Origin of the sequence: Tropicimonas sp. IMCC6043, from assembly GCF_004146235.1 — a bacterium.
Classification (GTDB): Bacteria; Pseudomonadota; Alphaproteobacteria; order Rhodobacterales; family Rhodobacteraceae; genus Tropicimonas.
On sequence record NZ_SELO01000009.1, the window covers coordinates 32709 to 51835 of the forward strand.

Here is a 19127-nt window from a genome sequence, read left to right on the forward strand (position 1 = left end):
CATGGCCGAACGCACGATCATGATCTACCCGCCGTTCGAGCGGTTCTGGCACTGGGGACAGGTGATCCTGGTGCTGGTGATGACCTTCACCGGCTTCCGGCTCTATGGCATCCACGAGTGGATCCCCTACAGCCAGGCGGTGGTGGTCCACACCTACTCGGCGCTGCTCCTGATGCTGCTCTGGATCTTCGCGATCTTCTGGCACTTTACCACCGGCACCTGGAAGCACTACGTGCCGACCACCAACGGCCTCTGGCAGGTCATGCGCTTCTATTCCCTTGGGATCTTCAAGGGCGAGAAGCACCCCTACCGGAAGGCCTACTGGCGCAAGCACAATCCGCTGCAGGCGATGGCCTACCTGTCTCTGAAGCTGCTGATCTTCCCGACGATCTGGATCACCGGCATCGCCTACCTGACCTACCGCCTCTGGGAGCCGGCGCCGAACTCGGGCTTCTGGATCGAGATCGTGGGAAATCTCCATGTGCTCGCGGCCTTCGGCATCCTCTCCTTCATCGTCATGCATCTCTACCTTATGACCACCGGCCATTCCGTCTGGAAGCACATCCGGCCGATGTTCAGCGGCTATGACGACATCGTCCTGACGGAGACCGAGGAGGCCTATCTGCGCGAGGACGAGCCGAGACGGATCCGCGACGCCTGATCGCGACGGCAAGCTGACAGAAGAAGGCGACCCCTGCGGTCGCCTTTTTCATGTCCGGTCGTCCTGTCGATCGCGGCCCGGAAGCCGTCGCGGCGCGCCGCGATTTCTCACGGAATGTTTCATAGCATAAGAAAGCGCGCGTCCCGGAGGACGCGCGCTGTAATTGCAGTCACCAGATGTGTCAAACCAGACCGTGGCTTTCGAGGCTGCGGGCCTCCTGGGCCTTGAACTGGTGGAAACGCGGCATGAACTTGTCCCATTCGACGGTGTGGGCGTCGAATTCCGGACCGTCGATGCAGGCATGCATGCGGACCGGCTTGCCGTCCCTGACCACCGGCACCATGCAGGCACCGCACATGCCGGTGGCGTCGACCATGATCGAGTTGAGCGAGACCACCGTCTTGACGCCATAGGGCTGCGTCAGGTCGCTCACCGCGCGCATCATCATCGGCGGGCCGACCGAGATCACCTCCGCGAGCTTGCGCCCCTTGGAGACATTGCCGGCCTTCAGCATTTCTTCCAGCGGCCCGGTGACGAAGCCGTGCACGCCGAAGGTGCCGTCATTGGTGCAGTAGATGATGTCGAGCTTGTCGCCATATTGCGCCTTGAGCCGGCCCATCCGGTCATCGTCGCCGGTCCAGAACAGGTGCCCGGCCGAGCGGAAGCCGATGATCATCGTGGCGTGGTTGCCCTTGGCCAGATGCGCCTTGGCGATCGGCAGGATCGCCGGAAGGCCGACGCCACCCGCGGTGAAGACGACCGTCTCGTCCTCGCCATAGGCATGCACGTCGCTCGGGCGGCCGAGCGGCCCTGCGATGCCGGCAAAGGCATCGCCCTCATGCATCAGGTTGATCATCTTGCTCGACGTGCCGAGGCCCTGGATCACGATGTCGATCGTGCCCTTCTCGGCATCCCAGTCGGCCAGCGTCAGCGGGATCAGCTCGCCGTTCTCGGAGGCGAGGACGCGGACGAACTGCCCGGCCTTCGCCGCCCTGGCCACGACCGGCGCGTAGACCGACATCTCGACGATGCCCTCGGCGACGTCCCGATGCATGACGATCGCCTGTTTTGCCTGACCGAGATCGGTATAGGCCTTTGCCCGCTTGACCCGGTCGCGCACTTCCTCGGCGCTGAAGGGAATGCTGCCGACGATCTGCCGCGCCGCGGCCTGGCCGTCGCCCGCGGCGAGGATCGCCGTGGAGCCGCCGCGCGCCGCGTCGCCGCCGGTATAGACATCCTTGACCGAGGTCTCCTGACCGTCTTCGACCTCGATCGTTCCCCATTTGGAGAGCTTCAGGTTCGGCTGCGCCTCGGGGATGATCGGGTTGGACTTGTTGCCGAGCGCCATGATGACGAGATCGGCCGGCATCTCGATCACCTCGCCGGTGGGTTGCGGCCGGCGCCGGCCGGAGGCGTCCGGCTCGCCCAACTCGTTCACGTCGACAATGGCGTGGGTGACGAAATGCGTGTGGCTGTCGCCGACGAACTCCTTCGGACCGCGGAGCTCCGAGAGGATGATCCCTTCTTCCAGCGCGTGGTGCAGCTCCTCGACCCGGCAGGGCATCTCGGCCTGTGTGCGCCGGTAGACGATCTGCACCTTGGCGCCGAGCCGCTTGGCGGTGCGCGCGGCGTCCATCGCCGTGTTGCCGCCGCCGATGACGAGGACATTTCTGCCTTCGATATCGGGCAGCGGCGTCTCGAAGTCCGGGCTGCGGCCGCGCATCAGGTTGACGCGGGTGAGGAATTCGTTGGCAGACATGACGCCGTTCAGGTGCTCGCCCGGCACGTTCATGAAGGTGGGCAGGCCGGCGCCCGAGCCGACGAAGATCTTCCAGAAGCCGGCCGCCTTGAGGTCCTCCAGCGTCGCCGACTTGCCGACGACGAAGTTTCGGACGAACTTACCGCCCAGAAGGTCGATCTTCTGTACAACGTCGTCGATCAGCGTGTTGGGCAGGCGGAACTCCGGGATGCCGTAGCGCAGCACGCCGCCAAGCTCATGGAACGCCTCGAAGACGGTGACCGGGTAGCCCTCGCTCGAAAGCAGGTAGGCGTTGATCAGCCCCGAGGGGCCGGAGCCCACCACCGCGATCGGCGGCTTCTCGGCGCGCTCCCAGGGGGAGACGATGCCGCGGAACCGCTCCAGCAGGTCGCCATCCGCGAGCTTCTCGTGCTCGGGCAGGTACCATTCGAGCTGGCCGATCTCGATCGGCCGGTTGGTGTGCTTGCAGACGCCCTGGCACTGGTGTTCCTGCGGGCAGACGCGGCCGGTGACATTGGGCAACGGGTTGGCGCTCTCGATCAGCTCAAGCGCCTGCCTGATCTTGCCCTTGCCGAGGAGGTCGATCATCTCGGGGATGTGGATCTTGACCGGGCAGCCGCCGATCTTCTTGGCCTCGGCCTCGCGGACCTTCTGCTTCAGCACGCCGAGCTCGCAGGGCCGGTCCTCGCATTGCTTGTCCCGCATCGCCTCGAGCCAGACGAAAAGGTCCACCTCGCGCAGGGAGTAGCCGAGCGCGCGGTAGCCGAGATACCCGGTGTTCACCAACTCGAAATCGTGGCTGCGCTCCTCCGGCGGGCGCACATAGGGCGGAATGTAGCTGTCCGCCGGCCAGCCCTCTGACAGCCCCTTGAACATCGGGTAGCGTCCCGAGAGATGGGCGTCGAGCGCGCGCACGAACTTGCGCTTGAACTTCAGCGGCAGGTCCCAGAGGAAACGCTGCAGCACGGTGGACATCTCGTCCTCCTTGAGCAGCAGGTTCCAGAGCACGCCGATGAATGTCTCGCCGAGCTCGGGCTGCTGGAATTCCCAGGCCATGGCCTGGGTTCCATCGGCGACGAAGACGGACCTGAGCGAGCGGGGATCCGCCGCCAGGTGCCGTTTCAGGACCTCGATCTGTTGCTGGAACAGCTCGTCCTGGGTGTCGGCCACGACCACGTTCATTTGATGATCTCCGAGTCGCAATTCGCGGCCACCTTGGCGACGCGCGTCTTGAGCGCGTCGGTGATCTCGACCTTCTCGAGCGCACCCGGGACCATGTGGGCCACCTGTTTCACCTCGCCATCCACGACGATCTTGGTCAGCTCGAAGAGCTCGGGGATCTCCTGGTAGCAGGTCTTGCAATCCGAACAGCGGGGCACGTCCTCCTCGCGGAGATAGGGAATGCCCGGGCCGCCCGCTTCCGGTGCCGCGGTGGGCGCCGGGGCCGGTGCCGCGCCGGCGACCGGGGCAAGCGCGCCGGTCAGGCCGACCGCAGCAGGCGCTGAAGACGCCGCCGCGAGCTGGCTCATGCCGGAGGCGATAGAATCCATCGCCGCCTCGCGGGCCTCGACCGCCTCCTCGTAGCGCTGCTGGAGCGCTTCGACTTCGGCGTGATGGGCTGCGTCGAGCTTCTCGACCTCCTGGCCGGCGAGGTGCTGCAGCGTCCGCCAGGACCGCCGGCGCTCCTCGACGAGGTGGACGACGGTGTTGCCGACCTCGAGCTTGATGAGGCGCTTCGCGGCATCCGTGGCGAGGATATACGGCACCTTGTTGGCACGCTCCGCCTTGGGAAGGTTGATGAAGTCCTCGATCGGCACGCCGTTGGCATTGGCGGCCAGCGGACGGAACTGCTTCTTGAAGCGGGTCTCGTCGAAGGCGAAATGCGCCGGGGTCAGCGTCACGTCCTTCAGCTTGAGCGCGCCATCCTCGACATATTCGAGGGTGAAGGTCGTCCAGTCCTTGTCGACCGCCGGGTTGCCCTCGAGCGAGAAGCGTTCCTCGATCGTCTCGCCCGCCTTCGGGTCATGCACGAAGAGCGGTGCCACGCGGGCCTCGACGGCGAGCTTGGCACGGGCGGAGGCCGCCGCGTCGGCGATGCCGTGTTCGGCCTGGCAGGGCGTGTAGACATCGAGCAGCGCCGGCGAGGAGCTGTGCTGCAGATATCCCATCAGGCTCTTGAGGAAGTGGCCGGGCATCGCGGTGGCGCTCTGCACGACGAAGACCTCCGGGTGGAAGGCGGCGATCATGCCGAGCTCCTTGCGGTCCTCCTGCTTGCCGGTCGAGGCCGGGCCGAAGCGGCTGAGGTCGCTGTCCTGCCCCGAGAGCGAGGCGGTGGACGCCTGCCCGCCGGTGTTGGAATAGACACCCGAGTTGAGCACCATCACCTTGACCGGCGTGTTCGAGGCAAGAAGCCGCGACAGCGCCCCAAAGCCGATGTCATAGGCCGCGCCGTCGCCGGAGATGTTGATCACCGTCGGCAGCATCGCCCGCTCCGCCTCCGAATAGTCTTGCCATTCGAACTTGCGGAAGAAGGCGTCGTCGGTGGCCGAGTCATAGGCATCGGCCAGTTCGAGCCTCGCGGTGCGCAGCGCCTTGAAGTCGACATTGGTCGCCGCCGTGATCCCCTCGAAGATCCCCTTGGAGAGCGCCGGGCCATCCTGGAACAGGCTGTTGACCCAGGGGTCCTGGTAGGGATTGTAGGGGAAGGTCGAAGCATAGACCGAAGAGCAGCCGGTGGCGTTCGCCACCACCATCGCCGCCGGGCCGTTTCCGGTCGGGCCGCCCTCCATCAGGAAGAGCCGCTTTTCGAGAACCTTGATGGCGTCCGCGATCCGCGCCCTGCGGGCCTCGTTGTCGGCAACCTGCGGCAGCTTGGCCTCCAGATCGGCGATCAGCCCCTCCAGCTCGCGCACATGTTTCTTGAGCTTGCGATCATGGATCGCGTGCGCCGCCGAGACGACCTGCCGGATCGCCGTCACCTCGCCGCAGCCACGGCAGGCACCGTGTCCGCCGGTGGTGGCGTAATAGGTGTCCCGGTCGAGCATCATCCGCTTGATGTCGCCGCCCGGATCGAAGGCGTGTTCGAGGAAGCGGGTGGGCGTGTTGGGGGTCTTCGACAGGAATTCGAACTCCGTCTGGAGCTTTTCAAGCAGCGGTTCGTCCTGCTTGGCCTCGGTCAGCGCGCCGGGGCCGCAAACCTCGATGCATTCGAGGCAGCCGGAGCATTTCCACGGGTCGACGACGACCGCGAAGAGGCCGCCCGAGCCGCCCCGCTCGGCCTCCATCGCGTCGAAGAACGGCCGCGTGCGGGCCACCGGCAGCAGCGCCGCGCCCTCGGCCAGAAGCTTGAGGTTGCGGCGCACGACAGCGCTCTCGGCCTCGATCGCCTCGACCGCCTCGGCGACCAGAACGCCGAAGGGCTTCGACTCCTTGCTGGCGAGATAGGCCGCGCGCACGGAGGCGCCGATCTCGTGGATATGCTCGCGCACCAGGTCGCGCTGGCCGGCGGGCATGTCGATTTCCTTCATCGCCGCCTTCAGAAGCTCGTCGATGTCGAAGACCGTGGCCGGGATCGCGGCGTCCGGGCAGACCATCGTGCATTCGAGGCAGCCGGTGCAGAGCGACGTGTCGAGCACCGGAACATGGCGCCGGAACAGGCCCTTGTCGCGGCTTGCCGCGGTGCCCGAGGGCATGAACATGCCGACGCCTGGCATCACCGGCGCCTCGCCGATCGTGCCCTCGCGGAACGGCCGGGCGACCGTCTCCTCGTAATATTCCTGGTCGAACAGGCCGGTGGGCGAGGCATCCTGCGCGATCCGGCACATCGAACCGGAAATCGCGGGCGAGAAATGCGGCTCGAGATCGGCCGCCTCGGTCACCTCGGCAAACTCGGGCGCGGTGTAGTCGACCGCGATCGTTGCCGCGGCGCCGTCGCGGATCACCGCCATGTTGCCGTCGACCACCGCCTGGCCCTTGGCGCCAAATTTCTTGGCGATCTGGCTGCGGATCTTCTCCATCACCGCCTCTTCGGGCGCGCCCTCGGTGATGCGTTCGACATTGCCGCAGACCGCGCCGATGAAGGCGATGCCCATCATCCGCGTCTCGAGCTCGGGGCGCGGCGCGTGCTTCTTGGCGATAACGAAGCCGTCGAGCACGAAGAAGCGGATCTTGTGGTCGGTGATGTAGCGCCGCATCGACGACGGCATCTCTTTCCAGACCTCCAGCGGCGACAGCGAGGATTGCAGGATGAAGGTGCCGCCGTCGACCAGCCCGCGGAGCGGGTTGGAATGCACGAAGACCTTGTGGTCGGGCGAGACCACGACCTCGACATCCTCGAGATCCGCGTTGGTGATCTTCACCTCCTCGGGGCTCAGGGTGATGTAGTAATTCGTCGGCGCCCCGGATTTCTCCGAGCCGTATTTCGGCGCCGCCTTGGAATGCAGCCCGAGCGCGTTGGCAAGGATGTCGGTGAGCAGCTTGCCGGTGGCGATGGTGCCGTAGCCGCCGACCGAGTGGAAGCGGATCCGGAGCCCGCCATCGGGCAGGAGCCGCGGATTCGGCTTGGTCTCCAGCGCCATCAGTTCGGTCTCGGGATAGGCCGCGCGCAGCCGCTCCTGGAGCTCGGCGAGTTGCGGGCTCGGGGTCTTCGAGAAGAACTGGGAGCCCAGATAGACGAAGGGCGCATTGCCCTCGTCCATGTTGTCATAGGCCGCGATCAGGTGGCGCGGTTGCAGGTCATGCGCGCCGAGCCCGAAGATCGCGGTGGTGAGCCGCGGCAGGGTCGACAGCGGCTGGATGCCCTCGTAGCGGATCCCGGCGGCATTCTCGACCGCCTTCAGCAGCGCCTGGTTGACGAGGCCGGTGAGCGCGGTCACGTCGGAGCGTTCGAGGATCGTCACCGCCCGCTTGCCGGCGAGCGCAGCGACGACGTCGGCCTCCGGGAAGGGCTGGAGCATCTTGATCGACACGACGCCGACCTTGCGGCCCTGGCGGCGCAGATAGGCCGCGATCGCCTCGGCGTCGTCGGTGACAGAGCCGAGCCCGACGAGCACGGTTTCGGCATCGTCGCATTCATAGCATTTCACCGGCGAATAGCTGCGGCCGGTCAAGTCGGAGTATTCCGCCATCGCCTCGCGCACGAAGCGCGGCACATCGCGGACGAAATGGGTGCGGTGGTCGACCGCGCCGGCCTGATAGTCCGGCTGGTTCTGCACGCCGCCCGTCAGGCCGGGGTTGTTCACGTCGACCTGCGCCGGGACGCGCTGCCGGGTGCCCTTCTCGTGCGAATTGACCCACTGGCGGCGCCACTGGGCATGAAGTTCTTCCGGCAGATGCGCGAGCGTCTCGGTCACGAGGTCGCCGTCATTGTCGATCTCCACCGCCTCAGCATTGGCGTCGAGATAGTCGACGAGCGCGACGTAGTCGTCCTGGGCGAGATCCGAGCTGTGGCGGCCGAGATAGCGCTTAAGGTGGAAGACCCGGCCCTTGGAACCGAACAGCATCTCCTGGGCGACGGTGGGGCATTTGATCCGCCCTTCGGGATCGCCGACGAAGCTGCGGAGCAGGTCGTCCTCCGGCATCAGCACTTCGCTCATCATGTGCGAGGTGACGAAACCGTCCATCGCGTTGGCGACCGGGATCATCGACATCGAGGAGACCTTGTAGGAGATCGCCGCGAGATCCGCCGCCTCCTGCGGGTTCGAGCCGAAAAGGATGGTGTAGCCCGAGGGTAGCAGCGCATAGACGTCGTCATGACCGGCCATCACGTTGAGCGAGTGGCGCGACACCGACCGCGCGGCCACCTGCATCACGAAACCGCCGACCTTCTTGCCGACGGTTACGTAATGGCTCTCGATGCCGTAGAGGATCCCCTGCGAGGAGGAAGCGTTGGACACATACTGTCCACCGGTCAGCGCCGCGCCGAGCGCGCCCGACTGTGCCGAATGCTCGCCCTCGGGCTCGAAGAAGAACGGGTGGCGGCCCCAGATGTTGACACCCCCGCCGGCGCGGAACGCTTCGTAGATCTCGGCGATCTCCGTCGAAGGCGTGATCGGATAGCCGATCACGCCGCCGCAGACCTGCCCCATCACCTGGGCGATCGCGCCGTTGCCATGGATGACGGTGGGTACGCCAGGAAACTCCGGCGTCTTCTGAAGAGTATCTTTCATCGTGCTCACCACATTTCGATTGATCCGAGTCTAGGCGTCCATGGTCGGACGAAACATGCCGCCTATGGACACATCGCCTGACCGGCCCAGTTGTCCTCCCCCGGTGCGCGGATGGGTCACCGTAGCATATTATTTCGCCCGGGCAGCGGGTTTTGCGGCCTGCGAAAAATTGTGATCGCTAACCGGTTGCCTCTGTGACCGACTGCTTGCATATCGGGCAGGTCCACCGGGCGATCGGCATGTGATCCGAAGGGTTTCTGGAAACGTATTCCCGTCATGCAATGTGAACATATCAGCGCAGAAACCTTCCATGGACGCCGCGGCGGCCCGAAAAACAGCTTCCGATACGGTGTGGATTACGTTCTGGAGGATTTCTCGGACACACCGCGTCCGGGCCTCTATTCGCGGGACCGGTTCAACCTCTGGCATCTCGACAGCCGCAACCATGGCGGTCCGCGCAGCGACGGGCGCGGCGTTGAGTGGTTTCGCGAAGAACTTGCCGCGCGCGGATTTCCGCTCGCGGGGGCGCAACTGGTGCTCCTGGCACAGCCGGCCTTCCTGTGGTGGCGCTTCAGCCCGGTGAGCTTCTGGATCGCGCTGCGCGACGGGCAGCCCTGCGCCTTCGTGGCCGAGGTCAACTCGACCTTCGGCCAGCGGCATTGCTATTTCTGCGCCCGGCCCGGCTTCGAACCGATCTCGGCCGGCGACCGGCTGGTGGCGGACAAGCTGATGCATGTCTCGCCCTTCCAGACGATCGCGGGGCAATACCATTTCAACCTCGACATGACCAAAACGGACATCCGCATCCGCATCCTCTACCGCAATGGCGGCGAAGGCGTCGTGGCGACGCTCGCCGGCCGTCGTCGCGCGGCCAGCAACGCGAGCCTGCTTGCCGCTGCCCTGCGCCGCCCCTTCGGCAGCGCGCGAGTGCTCGGGCTGATCTACTGGCAGGCGTTGAAGCTCCGGATCAAGCGCGCGCCTTTCCTCGGCCGCCAGCCGGCGCCCGCAGCGCCACTATCGGACGGGCGGGAGGCGACGCCGGACGCCTCCGCCTGAGCGCGGCCGCCGGTCGAACGAGCTTCCATAGAGCACCGGGCGGATGACACCTTCCCTCCTCCTGCCATATCCCTGAAACATTCTGTCGCTACGCTCCGCCGAAACGCGATATTCCGGGCCCATGACAGATCCCCAACCGTCCCGCCGCAACGGCTCGCCGTCCGAAGTCTTCGCCGCCTTCCTCATGCTCGGCCTCACGTCCTTTGGCGGGCCGATCGCGCATCTGGGCTATTTCCGCACCGAGTTCGTCACCCGTCGCGGCTGGCTCGACGAGCGCGGCTTTGCCGATCTCGTCGCCCTCTGCCAGTTCCTGCCCGGTCCCGCGTCGAGCCAGGTGGGCTTTGCGATCGGGCTGATGCGCGCCGGCCCCCTGGGCGCCGCGGCGGCCTTCGCCGCCTTCACCCTGCCCTCTGCGCTCCTGATGATCGCTTTCGCGCTCTCGTCCGCCGCGCTCGACGGTTCCGTCGGCCACGGCGTGGTCTCCGGCCTCAAGATCGTCGCCGTTGCCATCGTCGCGCAGGCGGTGCTCGGCATGGCCCGGGCGCTCTGCCCCGACCGCGAACGCGCCGCCATCGCCGTCCTTGCCGTGGCCATGCTCGCCGCCCTGCCCGGCGCGCTCGGCATGATCGGCGCCATCCTCGCCGGGGCGCTTGCCGGGTTCGCGCTCGGCCGCGGCGAGACCGCCGGACGCGAGAACGGTCTCCCGCCGCCCCTCTCGCGGCGCGGCGCGCTGGCCTGCCTTGCAGGCTTCGCCGCGCTCCTGCTCGCCCTGCCCGTCCTCGCCGGGCTCACGCAGGGCCTCGCCCTCTTCGACGCCTTCTATCGTGCCGCCGCGCTGGTCTTCGGCGGAGGCCATGTCGTGCTGCCGCTGCTCGAGTCGGAAGTGGTCCGCCCGGGCTGGATCAGCGCGGAGGATTTCCTCGTCGGCTATGGCGCAGCGCAGGCGATGCCGGGACCGCTCTTCTCCTTCGCCGCCTACCTTGGAGCGCTCGGGCCGGCCCCGAACGGCCTCGCCGGAGCCGCGATCGCGCTCGCCGCGATCTTTCTCCCGGGCTTCCTGTTGCTGCTTGCCGTGCTGCCCTTCTGGGACGCGCTGCGCCGCCGTCGCGATGCCCAATCGGCATTGCAGGGGGCCAATGCCGCCGTGGTCGGCATCCTCGGCGCCGCGCTCTACGACCCGGTCTTTACTGCCGGTATCGGCGACATGGCCGATTTCGCCCTCGCGCTCGCCTGTTTCGTGCTGCTTGTCGCCTGGAAGGCCCCGCCCTGGGTCGCAGTCCTCGTTGCAGCGCTCGGAGGCATCGTCCTGTCCCTGGCGTGATACGGGAGCCTGCAAACAAAGAAACAGGGCCGCCGAGTGGCGGCCCTGACTCTGCACTGTCCCGTTTTTTTTGCCTCAGCGGCCCATCCAGCCGCCATCGACCAGAAGCGTGGCGCCATGGACGTAGTTTGACGCATCCGACGCCAGGAACACGGCCGGGCCGGCGAAGTCCTCGGGCTTGCCCCAGCGACCCGCCGGGATGCGTCCGAGGATTGCGACCGAGCGTTCGGGGTCGTCCTGCAACGCCTGGGTGTTGTCGGTGGCGATATAACCCGGCGCGATGGCGTTGACGTTCACGCCCTTGGACGCCCATTCATTGGCGAAGGCCATTGTGAGCTGGCCGATCCCGCCCTTCGAGGCGGCATAGCCCGGCACGGTGATGCCGCCCTGGAAGGTGAGCAGTGAGGCGGTGAAGATGATCTTGCCCGAGCCGCGTTCGATCATCGAGCGGCCGATCTCGCGGGTCAGCACGAATTGCGCGCTGAGGTTCACCTCGATCACCTTGTCCCACCACTCGTCCGGGTGCTCGGCCGCGGGCTTGCGCATGATCGTGCCGGCGTTGTTGATCAGGATGTCGATCTGCGGGTTCTCTTCCAGCACCTTTGCGGCGAAGGCGGTCACCGCGGCGCGGTCGGCGAAATCGCAGGAATAGCCCTTGAACTTCCGGCCCAGGGCTTCGACCTCCCTGCCCACGGCGGAGCCTTCGGCTTCCAGCGAGGCCGAGACGCCGATGATGTCCGCGCCGGCTTTCGCAAGGCCGAGCGCCATCCCCTTGCCGATGCCACGCTTTGCGCCAGTTACCAGCGCGGTCTTGCCCGTCAGGTCGAACATGCTCAGGTCAGACATGGGTCACTCTCCCCCGTTGATTTTCAGAAGCGATTTCATCGCGTTCGGATTGGACGTGAGCTCCGCGAAGGCCTCGCCGATCTTCTCCAGCGGACGGATGTCGGTGATCATCGCGTCGGCGTCGATCTCGCCGGCGGCAATCGAGGCGATCGCCTTGTCGTAATCCTCCGGCTCGTAGACGCGCACGCCGATCAGCTGAAGCTCGCGCCAGAAGAAACGGAACATGTCCACCGTCGGCTTGGTCGCATGGATGGCGACCATGACGATCCGCGCCCGTGTCGCGCCCACCGCGGTCATCAGGTCGACGCCCGCCTGCGCGCCCGAGACCTCGAAGATCACGTCCGCGCCCTTGTCGCCGGTCTTCTTCAGGATCTCCGCCACAGCATCGACCGTTTTGGGATTGATCGTGTCGAAGCCGAGCTTCGCGGCGAGCGCCAGCCGGTTCTCGTTGATCTCGGAGATCGTCACCTTGCCGCCCGCGGCCTTGGCAACCATCGCCACCAACATCCCGATCGGTCCGCCACCGATCACGAGAACATCCTCGCCCTCGGTCACGCCCGCCATGCGCACGTCGTGGCAGGCCACCGCCAGCGGCTCGATCAGCGCGGCATCGCGCAGGGTGACGTTCTCCGGCAGCCGGTGCAGCGTGTGCGCCGGCACGTTCCAGAGCTGCTGCATTGCCCCCTGGCTGTCGAGTCCGATGAACTTGAGGTTGTGGCAAATATGGCTGTGCCCGCGGTTGCAGGCCGGACAGTCGCCGCAATGGTCGAGCGGGCGCACGACGATCCTGTCCCCCGGCGCCCAGCCCTCGACGCCCTCGCCCACGGCCTTGACCGTTCCCGACATCTCATGGCCGAGAATCCGGTCGAAGCCGACGCGGGCGTCCATATGGCCCAGATACGCATGCAGGTCGGTGCCGCAGATGCCGCAATAGGCGACCTCGATCTGCACCTGGCCGGCACCCGGCGCCTCGGACTCGATCTGCTTCACCTCGAAGCTCTTGTCGCCCCGATAGAATGCTGCCGTGATTGACATGCGCTTGCTTTCCCTGTCTGGCCGCCCTCCACGGCGGCGTTGCGTCCTCCGCCCGGAGATGTGCTGTGGGTGTCACCTCCCGACGGTGCCCTGCGGGCACCTGTCCGCGCGCTGATAAAGCGCCGGGGCGGAACATGCAGGAGGGCCGATCCGCTCAGCCCGATCCTGTTCCGCTCCTGGCACGACCACGGCCGCGGACTCGCGGCTTCCATACTCTTTTCGCGCGGAAAAGTCCCCGGCCCCATTTCGTCGCAGGCGCATAGCGATAGTCGCCGCAAGATGGCTGGCTGCCTCTCGAAAAATCGTCAGGCAGCCGCGAGACTTCGCTGGAACCGCCTACGCGGCAGCCGGAGCCACGACGGGTCCGGCGGCGTACCCCTGCCCCGGCTCAGACGCCGTGGCGGCGCAGTGTCTCGACCAGCAGGCGTGTCGAGCCGTCCTTGCCCTCGGGCTCGGCCTCGCCGGAGACCACCGGCTCCAGCGCCTTGGCGAGCTCCTTGCCAAGTTCCACGCCCCATTGGTCGAAGCTGTTGATCCCGAGGATCACCCCCTCGACGAAGACACGGTGCTCGTAGAGCGCCACGATCTGGCCCAGCACCTCCGGCGTCAGCAGCGGATAGACCAGCGTGGTCGACGGCCGGTTGCCGGGGAACACGCGGTGGCGCGCTTGCCGCTCCAGCTCCGCCCCTTCGAGCCCCTTCGCCGCCATGATCGCGGTCGCCTCCTCGAGCGAGCGCCCGCGCAGCAGCGCTTCCGACTGCGCCAGGCAGTTGGCGACCAGCAAGCGGTGCATATGCACCAGATCCGGCTCGTGGCCCTGCGCGGCGACCATGAATTCGCAAGGAACAACGCCGGTGCCCTGGTGGATGAGCTGGTAAAAAGCGTGCTGGCCGTTGGTGCCCGGCTCGCCCCAGACCACCGGACCCGAGACCACCTCGAGATCGGCACCGTCCATCGAGACCCGCTTGCCGTTGCTCTCCATCTCGAGCTGCTGGAGATAGGCCGGCAGGCGAATGAGCCGTTGCTCGTAGGGAAGCACCGCGCGGGTCGGGTAGCCGCAGACCTGGTGATGCCAGATGCCGACGAGCGCCAGCAGGACCGGCAGGTTCTCGGCGAATGCGGCAGACTGGAAATGCCTGTCCATCGCCTGCGCCCCGCGCAGGAAAGCACGGAACGCCGGGCCGCCGATCGCGATCATCAGGCCGAGGCCGATCGGCCCCCACATTGAGTAGCGCCCGCCGACCCAGTCGGCGAAGCCGAAGACTCGCGCGGGGTCGATGCCGTAGGCGGCGGTCTTGTCGGCGGCCGAGGAAAGCGCGGCGAATTGCGCCGCCGGGTCGGCAACCGTCCCGCCCATCCAGGATTTCGCGGCCGCCGCGTTGGTCATTGTCTCGATCGTCGTGAAGGTCTTGGAGGCGACGATCACCAGCGTCGTCGCGGGATCGAGCGGGCGCAGCACGTCGGCGACATGCGCGCCGTCCACGTTGGAGACGAAATGCACCCGCGGCCCGTCGCAATAGGGCGCAAGCGCCTGAACCGCCATGACCGGCCCGAGATCCGAGCCGCCGATGCCGATATTGACCACGTCGGTGATCTTGCCGCCCTGCCCGGTGAAGCTGCCCGACCGCACGGCCTCGGCGAAAGCCTCCATCCGGTCGAGCGTGGCCAGCACCTCGGGCATGACGTCCTCGCCGTCGACCACGACCGGCCCACCGTCGAGATTGCGCAGCGCGGTGTGAAGGACGGCCCGCCCCTCTGTCTCGTTGATCTTTTCGCCGCTGAACATCGCGTCGCGGCGACCGGCGACATCGGCGCTCTCCGCCAGCCCGATCAGCAGTCCGAGCGCGGTCCCATCGATCGTGGTCTTGGAAAAGTCGAAGAGCATGTCGCCGAAGCGCGCCGAGAAAGACGCGGCGCGGTCCGGATCGGCGTCGAAGAGCGAGAGGATCGAACGGCTCTCGGTGCTGGCGCGATAGGCCCTGAGGTCATTCCACATGGCGGTGTCCCTATTCTGCCCAATGTACGGTTGCGTCGTTCCATACGAGCTTCACCGGTGCCTCGCGAGGCGACAGATTGCGCGCCCGCTCGAGCGTCTCGCGCTTCTCCGGTCCGGTGATCAGGATATGCGTGTGAAGCGCCCCCTGCAGAACCGGCGCGGTCAACGTGACCCGCGTTTTCGGCGCCGATGGCGAGCGCATTGCCACCAGCGGCGGCGCGTCGGAGGCCAGCGCCGCATCGAGATTGTCGCCGTCGGCGAAGATCGACGCAATATGGTAGTCGTTGCCCATCCCCAGGAGCAGCACGGTGATCGGCAGCACGAGGCGCACATCGGCATTCATCGCCTCGAGCGCTTCCTCGGGTGTCTCCGTCTCCGCGCGGATGCGCTGGTAATAGGCCTTCTCGGCCCGATTCACCAGCAGCCGCTCCTTGAGCAGCCTCGTGTTCGAGTGCGGCTGATCCTCGGCCACCCAACGTTCGTCGGTGGGCAGGATGTTCACCCGGCTCCAGTCGATATGCGAGGCCGAGAGCGAATCGAAGGCCGGCCCCGGCGTGGTGCCGCCGGGCACGCAGAAGGTGGCACGCGGCTGTGTCAGGAGCGTGTTCTCCAGCTCGCTCGAAAGACGATCGGCGAGGCCGATCATCATGAGCTCGCGATCCGGGTATTCGATGAATTTCATGATCGTATTTCCCTCCACCTCCTGCCGTCGCGGTGCAACAGCATCAGCGCGTCGTCCGGACCGGACGAGCCCTGATCATATGGAGAGGGAATATGCCCCCTCGCCTCCCATCCGGCAATGACGGGATCGGTCCAGGCCCAGGCCGCCTCGACCTCGTCGCCGCGCATGAACAGCGTCTGGTTGCCGCGGACCACGTCCATGATCAGCCGCTCATAGGCATCGGGGATCTCGGAGGCGCGCTCGCCCAGCGCCTCGGCAAAAGACATGTCGAGCGGGACGTCGATGAGCCGCATGCCGCCCGGCCCCGGCTCCTTGATGGTGACGCCGAGCTGCATGCCCTCGTTGGGTTGCAGGCGAATCGACAGCACGTTGGAATGCCGCCCCCGCGGCACGTCGAAGATCGAATGCGGCGCGTCCTTGAACACGATGGCGATCTCGGAGGTCCGCGCCTTGAGCCGCTTGCCGGTCCGCAGGTAGAACGGCGTCCCCGCCCATCGCCAGTTCGAGACCTCAAGCCGCATGGCGATGAAGCTCTCGGTGCGCGAGCGCGGATCGCCCACATCATCCAGGTAGGACGGACCACCGGGCCCTTCGCCATATTGCCCGCGCACGATATCGTCGGGCTCCACCGGATCGAGCGCGCGGATCACCTTGAGCTTCTCGTCGCGCACCGCGTCGGGGCTGTATCGGGACGGCGGCTCCATCGCGATCAGGCACAGGAGCTGCAGGATATGGTTCTGCACCATGTCCCGCATCGCGCCGATGCGATCATAATACTCGCCGCGTCCGCTTACGCCCACCGTCTCGGCGACGGTGATCTGGATATGGTCGATATACTGGCTGTTCCAGAGCGGTTCGAAGAGCATGTTGCCGAAGCGAACCGCCATCAGGTTCTGCACCGTCTCCTTGCCGAGATAGTGGTCGATCCGGTAGATCTGCGTCTCGTCGAAATGCAGCGCCAGGCTGGCGTTGAGCGCCCGGGCGGTCTCGAGGTCCTGGCCGAAGGGCTTCTCCACCACGATCCGCGCCTCGTCGTCCGCCACGCCATGCTGCTTCAGGCGCTCGGCAATCGGCTCAAACAGCGACGGCGCGACGGAGAAGTAGAAGACGTTGACCACGTCCTCACGCATCTTGCTCCTGAGCTTGGCCCAGCCCTTGTCGCCCTTGGCGTCGATCTGGACATAGGAGATCATCTCGAGGAACTGCTCCAGAACCTTCTGGTCCAGCGCGTCCGCGGGCATGAACTCCTCCAGCGCCTTGCGGACACTCTCGCGGAACTCCGAATCCCCTCCGCCGCTGCGCGCCGCTCCGATCAGCCTGGCTTCGGGCGGCATCTGGCCATCCGCGAGCCGCCGGTAAAGACCGGGTAGGATCTTGCGCCGGGCGAGGTCGCCCGTGCCGCCGAAGATCACCAGATCGAACGGGTCCACCGGAATGATGCGTGCTACCATCTCACTGCTCCTGCAATGTGCGCCGCTTGTCGGGCGGAGCCTTATCCTCCAAGCCCGTTAGCGCAAACACCCGCCCCGTCCAAGCCTTCACATCCCTGTCATGGGCGGGCTGTGCCCTTCCGGTTTCTGTTAGCAGGAATTAGCACTTGGGGAAACGAAAGACCTTGGGGGAGATTTCCGCGTGCGGGACTTCGAGCCAGCCAATGCCCGGAAATTCCTCGACCCCGCGCGGACGGCGAATGGTCAGGTGCGGGCGCGGGTAGCGTTGCGCGACCCGCAGACGCTCTGGTTCAATACCGGGACGCTCTGCAACATCACCTGCCGCAACTGCTATATCGAGAGCTCGCCGACCAACGACGCGCTGGTCTACCTCTCCACCGACGATGTGGTGGCCTATCTCGACCAGCTCGAAACCCGTGGGTGGAATGTCCGCGAGATCGGCTTTACCGGCGGCGAGCCCTTCGTGAACCCCGAGATCATCGCCATGCTTCGGTCAAGCCTCGGGCGCGGCTACGACGTGCTGGTGCTGACCAACGCGATGCAACCGATGATGCGGCCGCGGGTAATGGCGGGACTCAGCGCGCTCAGGGCGGAATTTGGCAGGCAGATGACGCTCAGGGTCTCGCTCGATCACTGGAGTGCGCAGCACCACGATTCCGAACGCGGTGCCGGCAGCTTCGCCAGGACCCTTGCGGGCATGGATTGGCTGCGCGACCGCGGCATCCGCATGGCCGTGGCCGGACGGTCCTTCTGGGACGAGCCCGAGGCGGAGGCGCGGGCAGGCTACGCGGCGCTCTTTGCCGCACGCGGCTACGCGATCGACGCGCAGGATCCCGGCGAGACGGTGATCTTCCCGGAGATGGATCTCGGCGCGGAGGTGCCCGAGATTACCGAATCCTGCTGGGGCATCCTCGGCAAGTCGCCGTCCTCGGTCATGTGCGCCTCCTCGCGGATGGTGGTGAAGCGGCGTGGCGCGTCGCGACCGGTTGTGCTCGCCTGCACGCTCCTGCCCCACGCACCCGGTTTCGAGCTGGGCGAGACTCTGGCGGAGGCAGAAGGCGACGTGTCGCTCAACCATCCGCATTGCGCAAAATTCTGCGTGCTGGGCGGCGCGAGTTGCTCGGCCTGATCCGGGCCGTGGCATCAACACGCTGCCCGCGCCCCGCGAACGCGCGACCCTCCGCTCATCGCCCGAGCCGCGTCTTGACTTGTTCGCGGCGGCCCGTAAACGCTGCCGCATGTTGACCCGGTTCCTCATGCTCTGTGCGATCGCGATGCTCGCCGCCTGCGGCGCGCCCAGATCCGACATCTCTGACCGGGCCGCCCGCGCCGCCTTTGACGCTCCGCTCTATCCCAACGAGACGCCTGAGCTGCGGCTTCTCATCAACCGCTACGCGCTCACATACGACGTCCCGCCCGCCCTGGTGCACCGCGTCGTTATCCGAGAGAGCCGGCACCGGCCGGGGGCGCGCAACGGCCCCTATTACGGGCTGATGCAGATCCTGCCGCAGACCGCCCGCACGATGGGCCACGACGGCCCGCCCGGCGAGCTGCTCGATGCCGAGACCAACCTGAAATACGCGGTGAAATACCTCCGCGGCGCCTGGCTTCTCTCTGACGGAAGCTACGACCGGGCCGTTTCATGGTATGCCCGCGGATATTACTACGAAGCCAAGCGGCGCGGCATGCTGGAAGAAACCGGCTTGCGCTAGGCGAAAACGACGATGGGCAGCCGGTCGGGGCTGCCCATCATGATTTTCGCTGTCTCGTGTTCGTCTCAGGCGCGTTTCCCGCACCGAATGATCCGGGCATTCCCTCAGGCGCCGTAGACGGCCTGGCGGGCGATGCCGCGGACGTTGTCCCGGTCGATTTGCAGGTCACGTGCGACACCGGCCGGAAGCGAACGCAGTTCACGGACCGTCCGGCGGAACGCGGCGCGTTTCTCGGCGGAGCGGCGAAGGGTAGCGAGCATTTTCATTCTCTGGTCTCCTGTTTGTTCTCTGTCGGATCATCGTCCGACGCCCCCCAGATAGGACCGCTGTTAGCGCTAAACCAGAGCAGGGATGGTCTATCCGCCATGCAGTTTCTGCAGCCCGGCGGCCGCCCGCCTCCCGAAAAGCGCAGGCACGCATCCGCCGCGATTGCGCCCGTGA

13 protein-coding genes are annotated in these 19127 nt (G+C 66.4%); 5 read left to right on the forward strand and 8 right to left on the reverse strand.

Annotation, left to right across the window (positions count from 1 at the left end; genetic code table 11):
• Position 1: 1 nt before the first annotated feature.
• Positions 2 to 661, forward strand: coding sequence for a cytochrome b/b6 domain-containing protein (locus EU800_RS10905; protein WP_129631816.1), 660 nt, complete (start codon positions 2 to 4; stop codon positions 659 to 661).
• 181 nt (positions 662 to 842) lie between these two features.
• Here EU800_RS10905 and EU800_RS10910 read toward each other — a convergent pair whose 3' ends face one another.
• Complete coding sequence (locus EU800_RS10910; RefSeq protein ID WP_129631819.1) at positions 843 to 3602, reverse strand: sulfide/dihydroorotate dehydrogenase-like FAD/NAD-binding protein; 2760 nt, start codon at positions 3600 to 3602, stop codon at positions 843 to 845.
• Complete coding sequence (locus EU800_RS10915; protein WP_129631822.1) at positions 3599 to 8587, reverse strand: 2-oxoacid:acceptor oxidoreductase family protein; 4989 nt, start codon at positions 8585 to 8587, stop codon at positions 3599 to 3601. The genes EU800_RS10910 and EU800_RS10915 overlap by 4 nt, the downstream gene beginning before the upstream one ends.
• Before the next feature lie 276 nt (positions 8588 to 8863).
• Between EU800_RS10915 and EU800_RS10920 the strand changes: the two genes are divergently transcribed.
• Positions 8864 to 9643, forward strand: a complete 780-nt coding sequence (locus EU800_RS10920) for a DUF1365 domain-containing protein (protein ID WP_129631825.1) — start codon at positions 8864 to 8866, stop codon at positions 9641 to 9643.
• A gap of 121 nt (positions 9644 to 9764) precedes the next feature.
• Positions 9765 to 10964 (forward strand): chromate efflux transporter, encoded by a 1200-nt coding sequence (chrA, locus tag EU800_RS10925; protein ID WP_129631828.1) that lies wholly within the window; start codon positions 9765 to 9767, stop codon positions 10962 to 10964.
• Positions 10965 to 11039: 75 nt separating this feature from the next.
• On the opposite strand, the gene EU800_RS10930 is transcribed toward chrA, so the two are convergent.
• The 5 genes from EU800_RS10930 to zwf all read right to left on the reverse strand — a co-directional run bounded on the left by EU800_RS10930 (position 11040) and on the right by zwf (position 16974).
• Positions 11040 to 11810 (reverse strand): SDR family NAD(P)-dependent oxidoreductase, encoded by a 771-nt coding sequence (locus EU800_RS10930; protein WP_129631831.1) that lies wholly within the window; start codon positions 11808 to 11810, stop codon positions 11040 to 11042.
• A 3-nt stretch (positions 11811 to 11813) separates the two neighbouring features.
• The gene (locus EU800_RS10935) at positions 11814 to 12845 is read right to left on the reverse strand and encodes a zinc-binding dehydrogenase (RefSeq protein WP_129631834.1); all 1032 of its coding nucleotides are present in this window, start codon (positions 12843 to 12845) and stop codon (positions 11814 to 11816) included.
• A 388-nt stretch (positions 12846 to 13233) separates the two neighbouring features.
• The gene (gene pgi, locus EU800_RS10940) at positions 13234 to 14841 is read right to left on the reverse strand and encodes a glucose-6-phosphate isomerase (protein WP_129631837.1); all 1608 of its coding nucleotides are present in this window, start codon (positions 14839 to 14841) and stop codon (positions 13234 to 13236) included.
• Positions 14842 to 14851: 10 nt separating this feature from the next.
• Positions 14852 to 15523, reverse strand: a complete 672-nt coding sequence (pgl, locus tag EU800_RS10945; protein WP_129631840.1) for a 6-phosphogluconolactonase — start codon at positions 15521 to 15523, stop codon at positions 14852 to 14854.
• On the reverse strand, positions 15520 to 16974 hold the full coding sequence (zwf, locus tag EU800_RS10950) for a glucose-6-phosphate dehydrogenase (protein WP_129631843.1): 1455 nt from the start codon (positions 16972 to 16974) through the stop codon (positions 15520 to 15522). Before zwf ends, pgl begins: the two co-directional genes overlap by 4 nt.
• Before the next feature lie 181 nt (positions 16975 to 17155).
• On the opposite strand from zwf, the gene EU800_RS10955 reads away from it, so the two are divergent.
• Complete coding sequence (locus EU800_RS10955) at positions 17156 to 18103, forward strand: radical SAM protein (RefSeq protein ID WP_129631846.1); 948 nt, start codon at positions 17156 to 17158, stop codon at positions 18101 to 18103.
• A 109-nt stretch (positions 18104 to 18212) separates the two neighbouring features.
• Positions 18213 to 18686 carry a lytic transglycosylase domain-containing protein gene (locus EU800_RS10960; protein WP_129631849.1) on the forward strand — a complete coding sequence of 158 codons (474 nt, stop codon included), beginning with the start codon at positions 18213 to 18215 and terminating at the stop codon, positions 18684 to 18686.
• A 104-nt stretch (positions 18687 to 18790) separates the two neighbouring features.
• Here EU800_RS10960 and EU800_RS26800 read toward each other — a convergent pair whose 3' ends face one another.
• Entirely contained in the window at positions 18791 to 18952 is a 162-nt protein-coding gene (locus EU800_RS26800) for a hypothetical protein (protein ID WP_165354629.1), read from the reverse strand.
• Between the last annotated feature and the right edge of the window lie 175 nt (positions 18953 to 19127).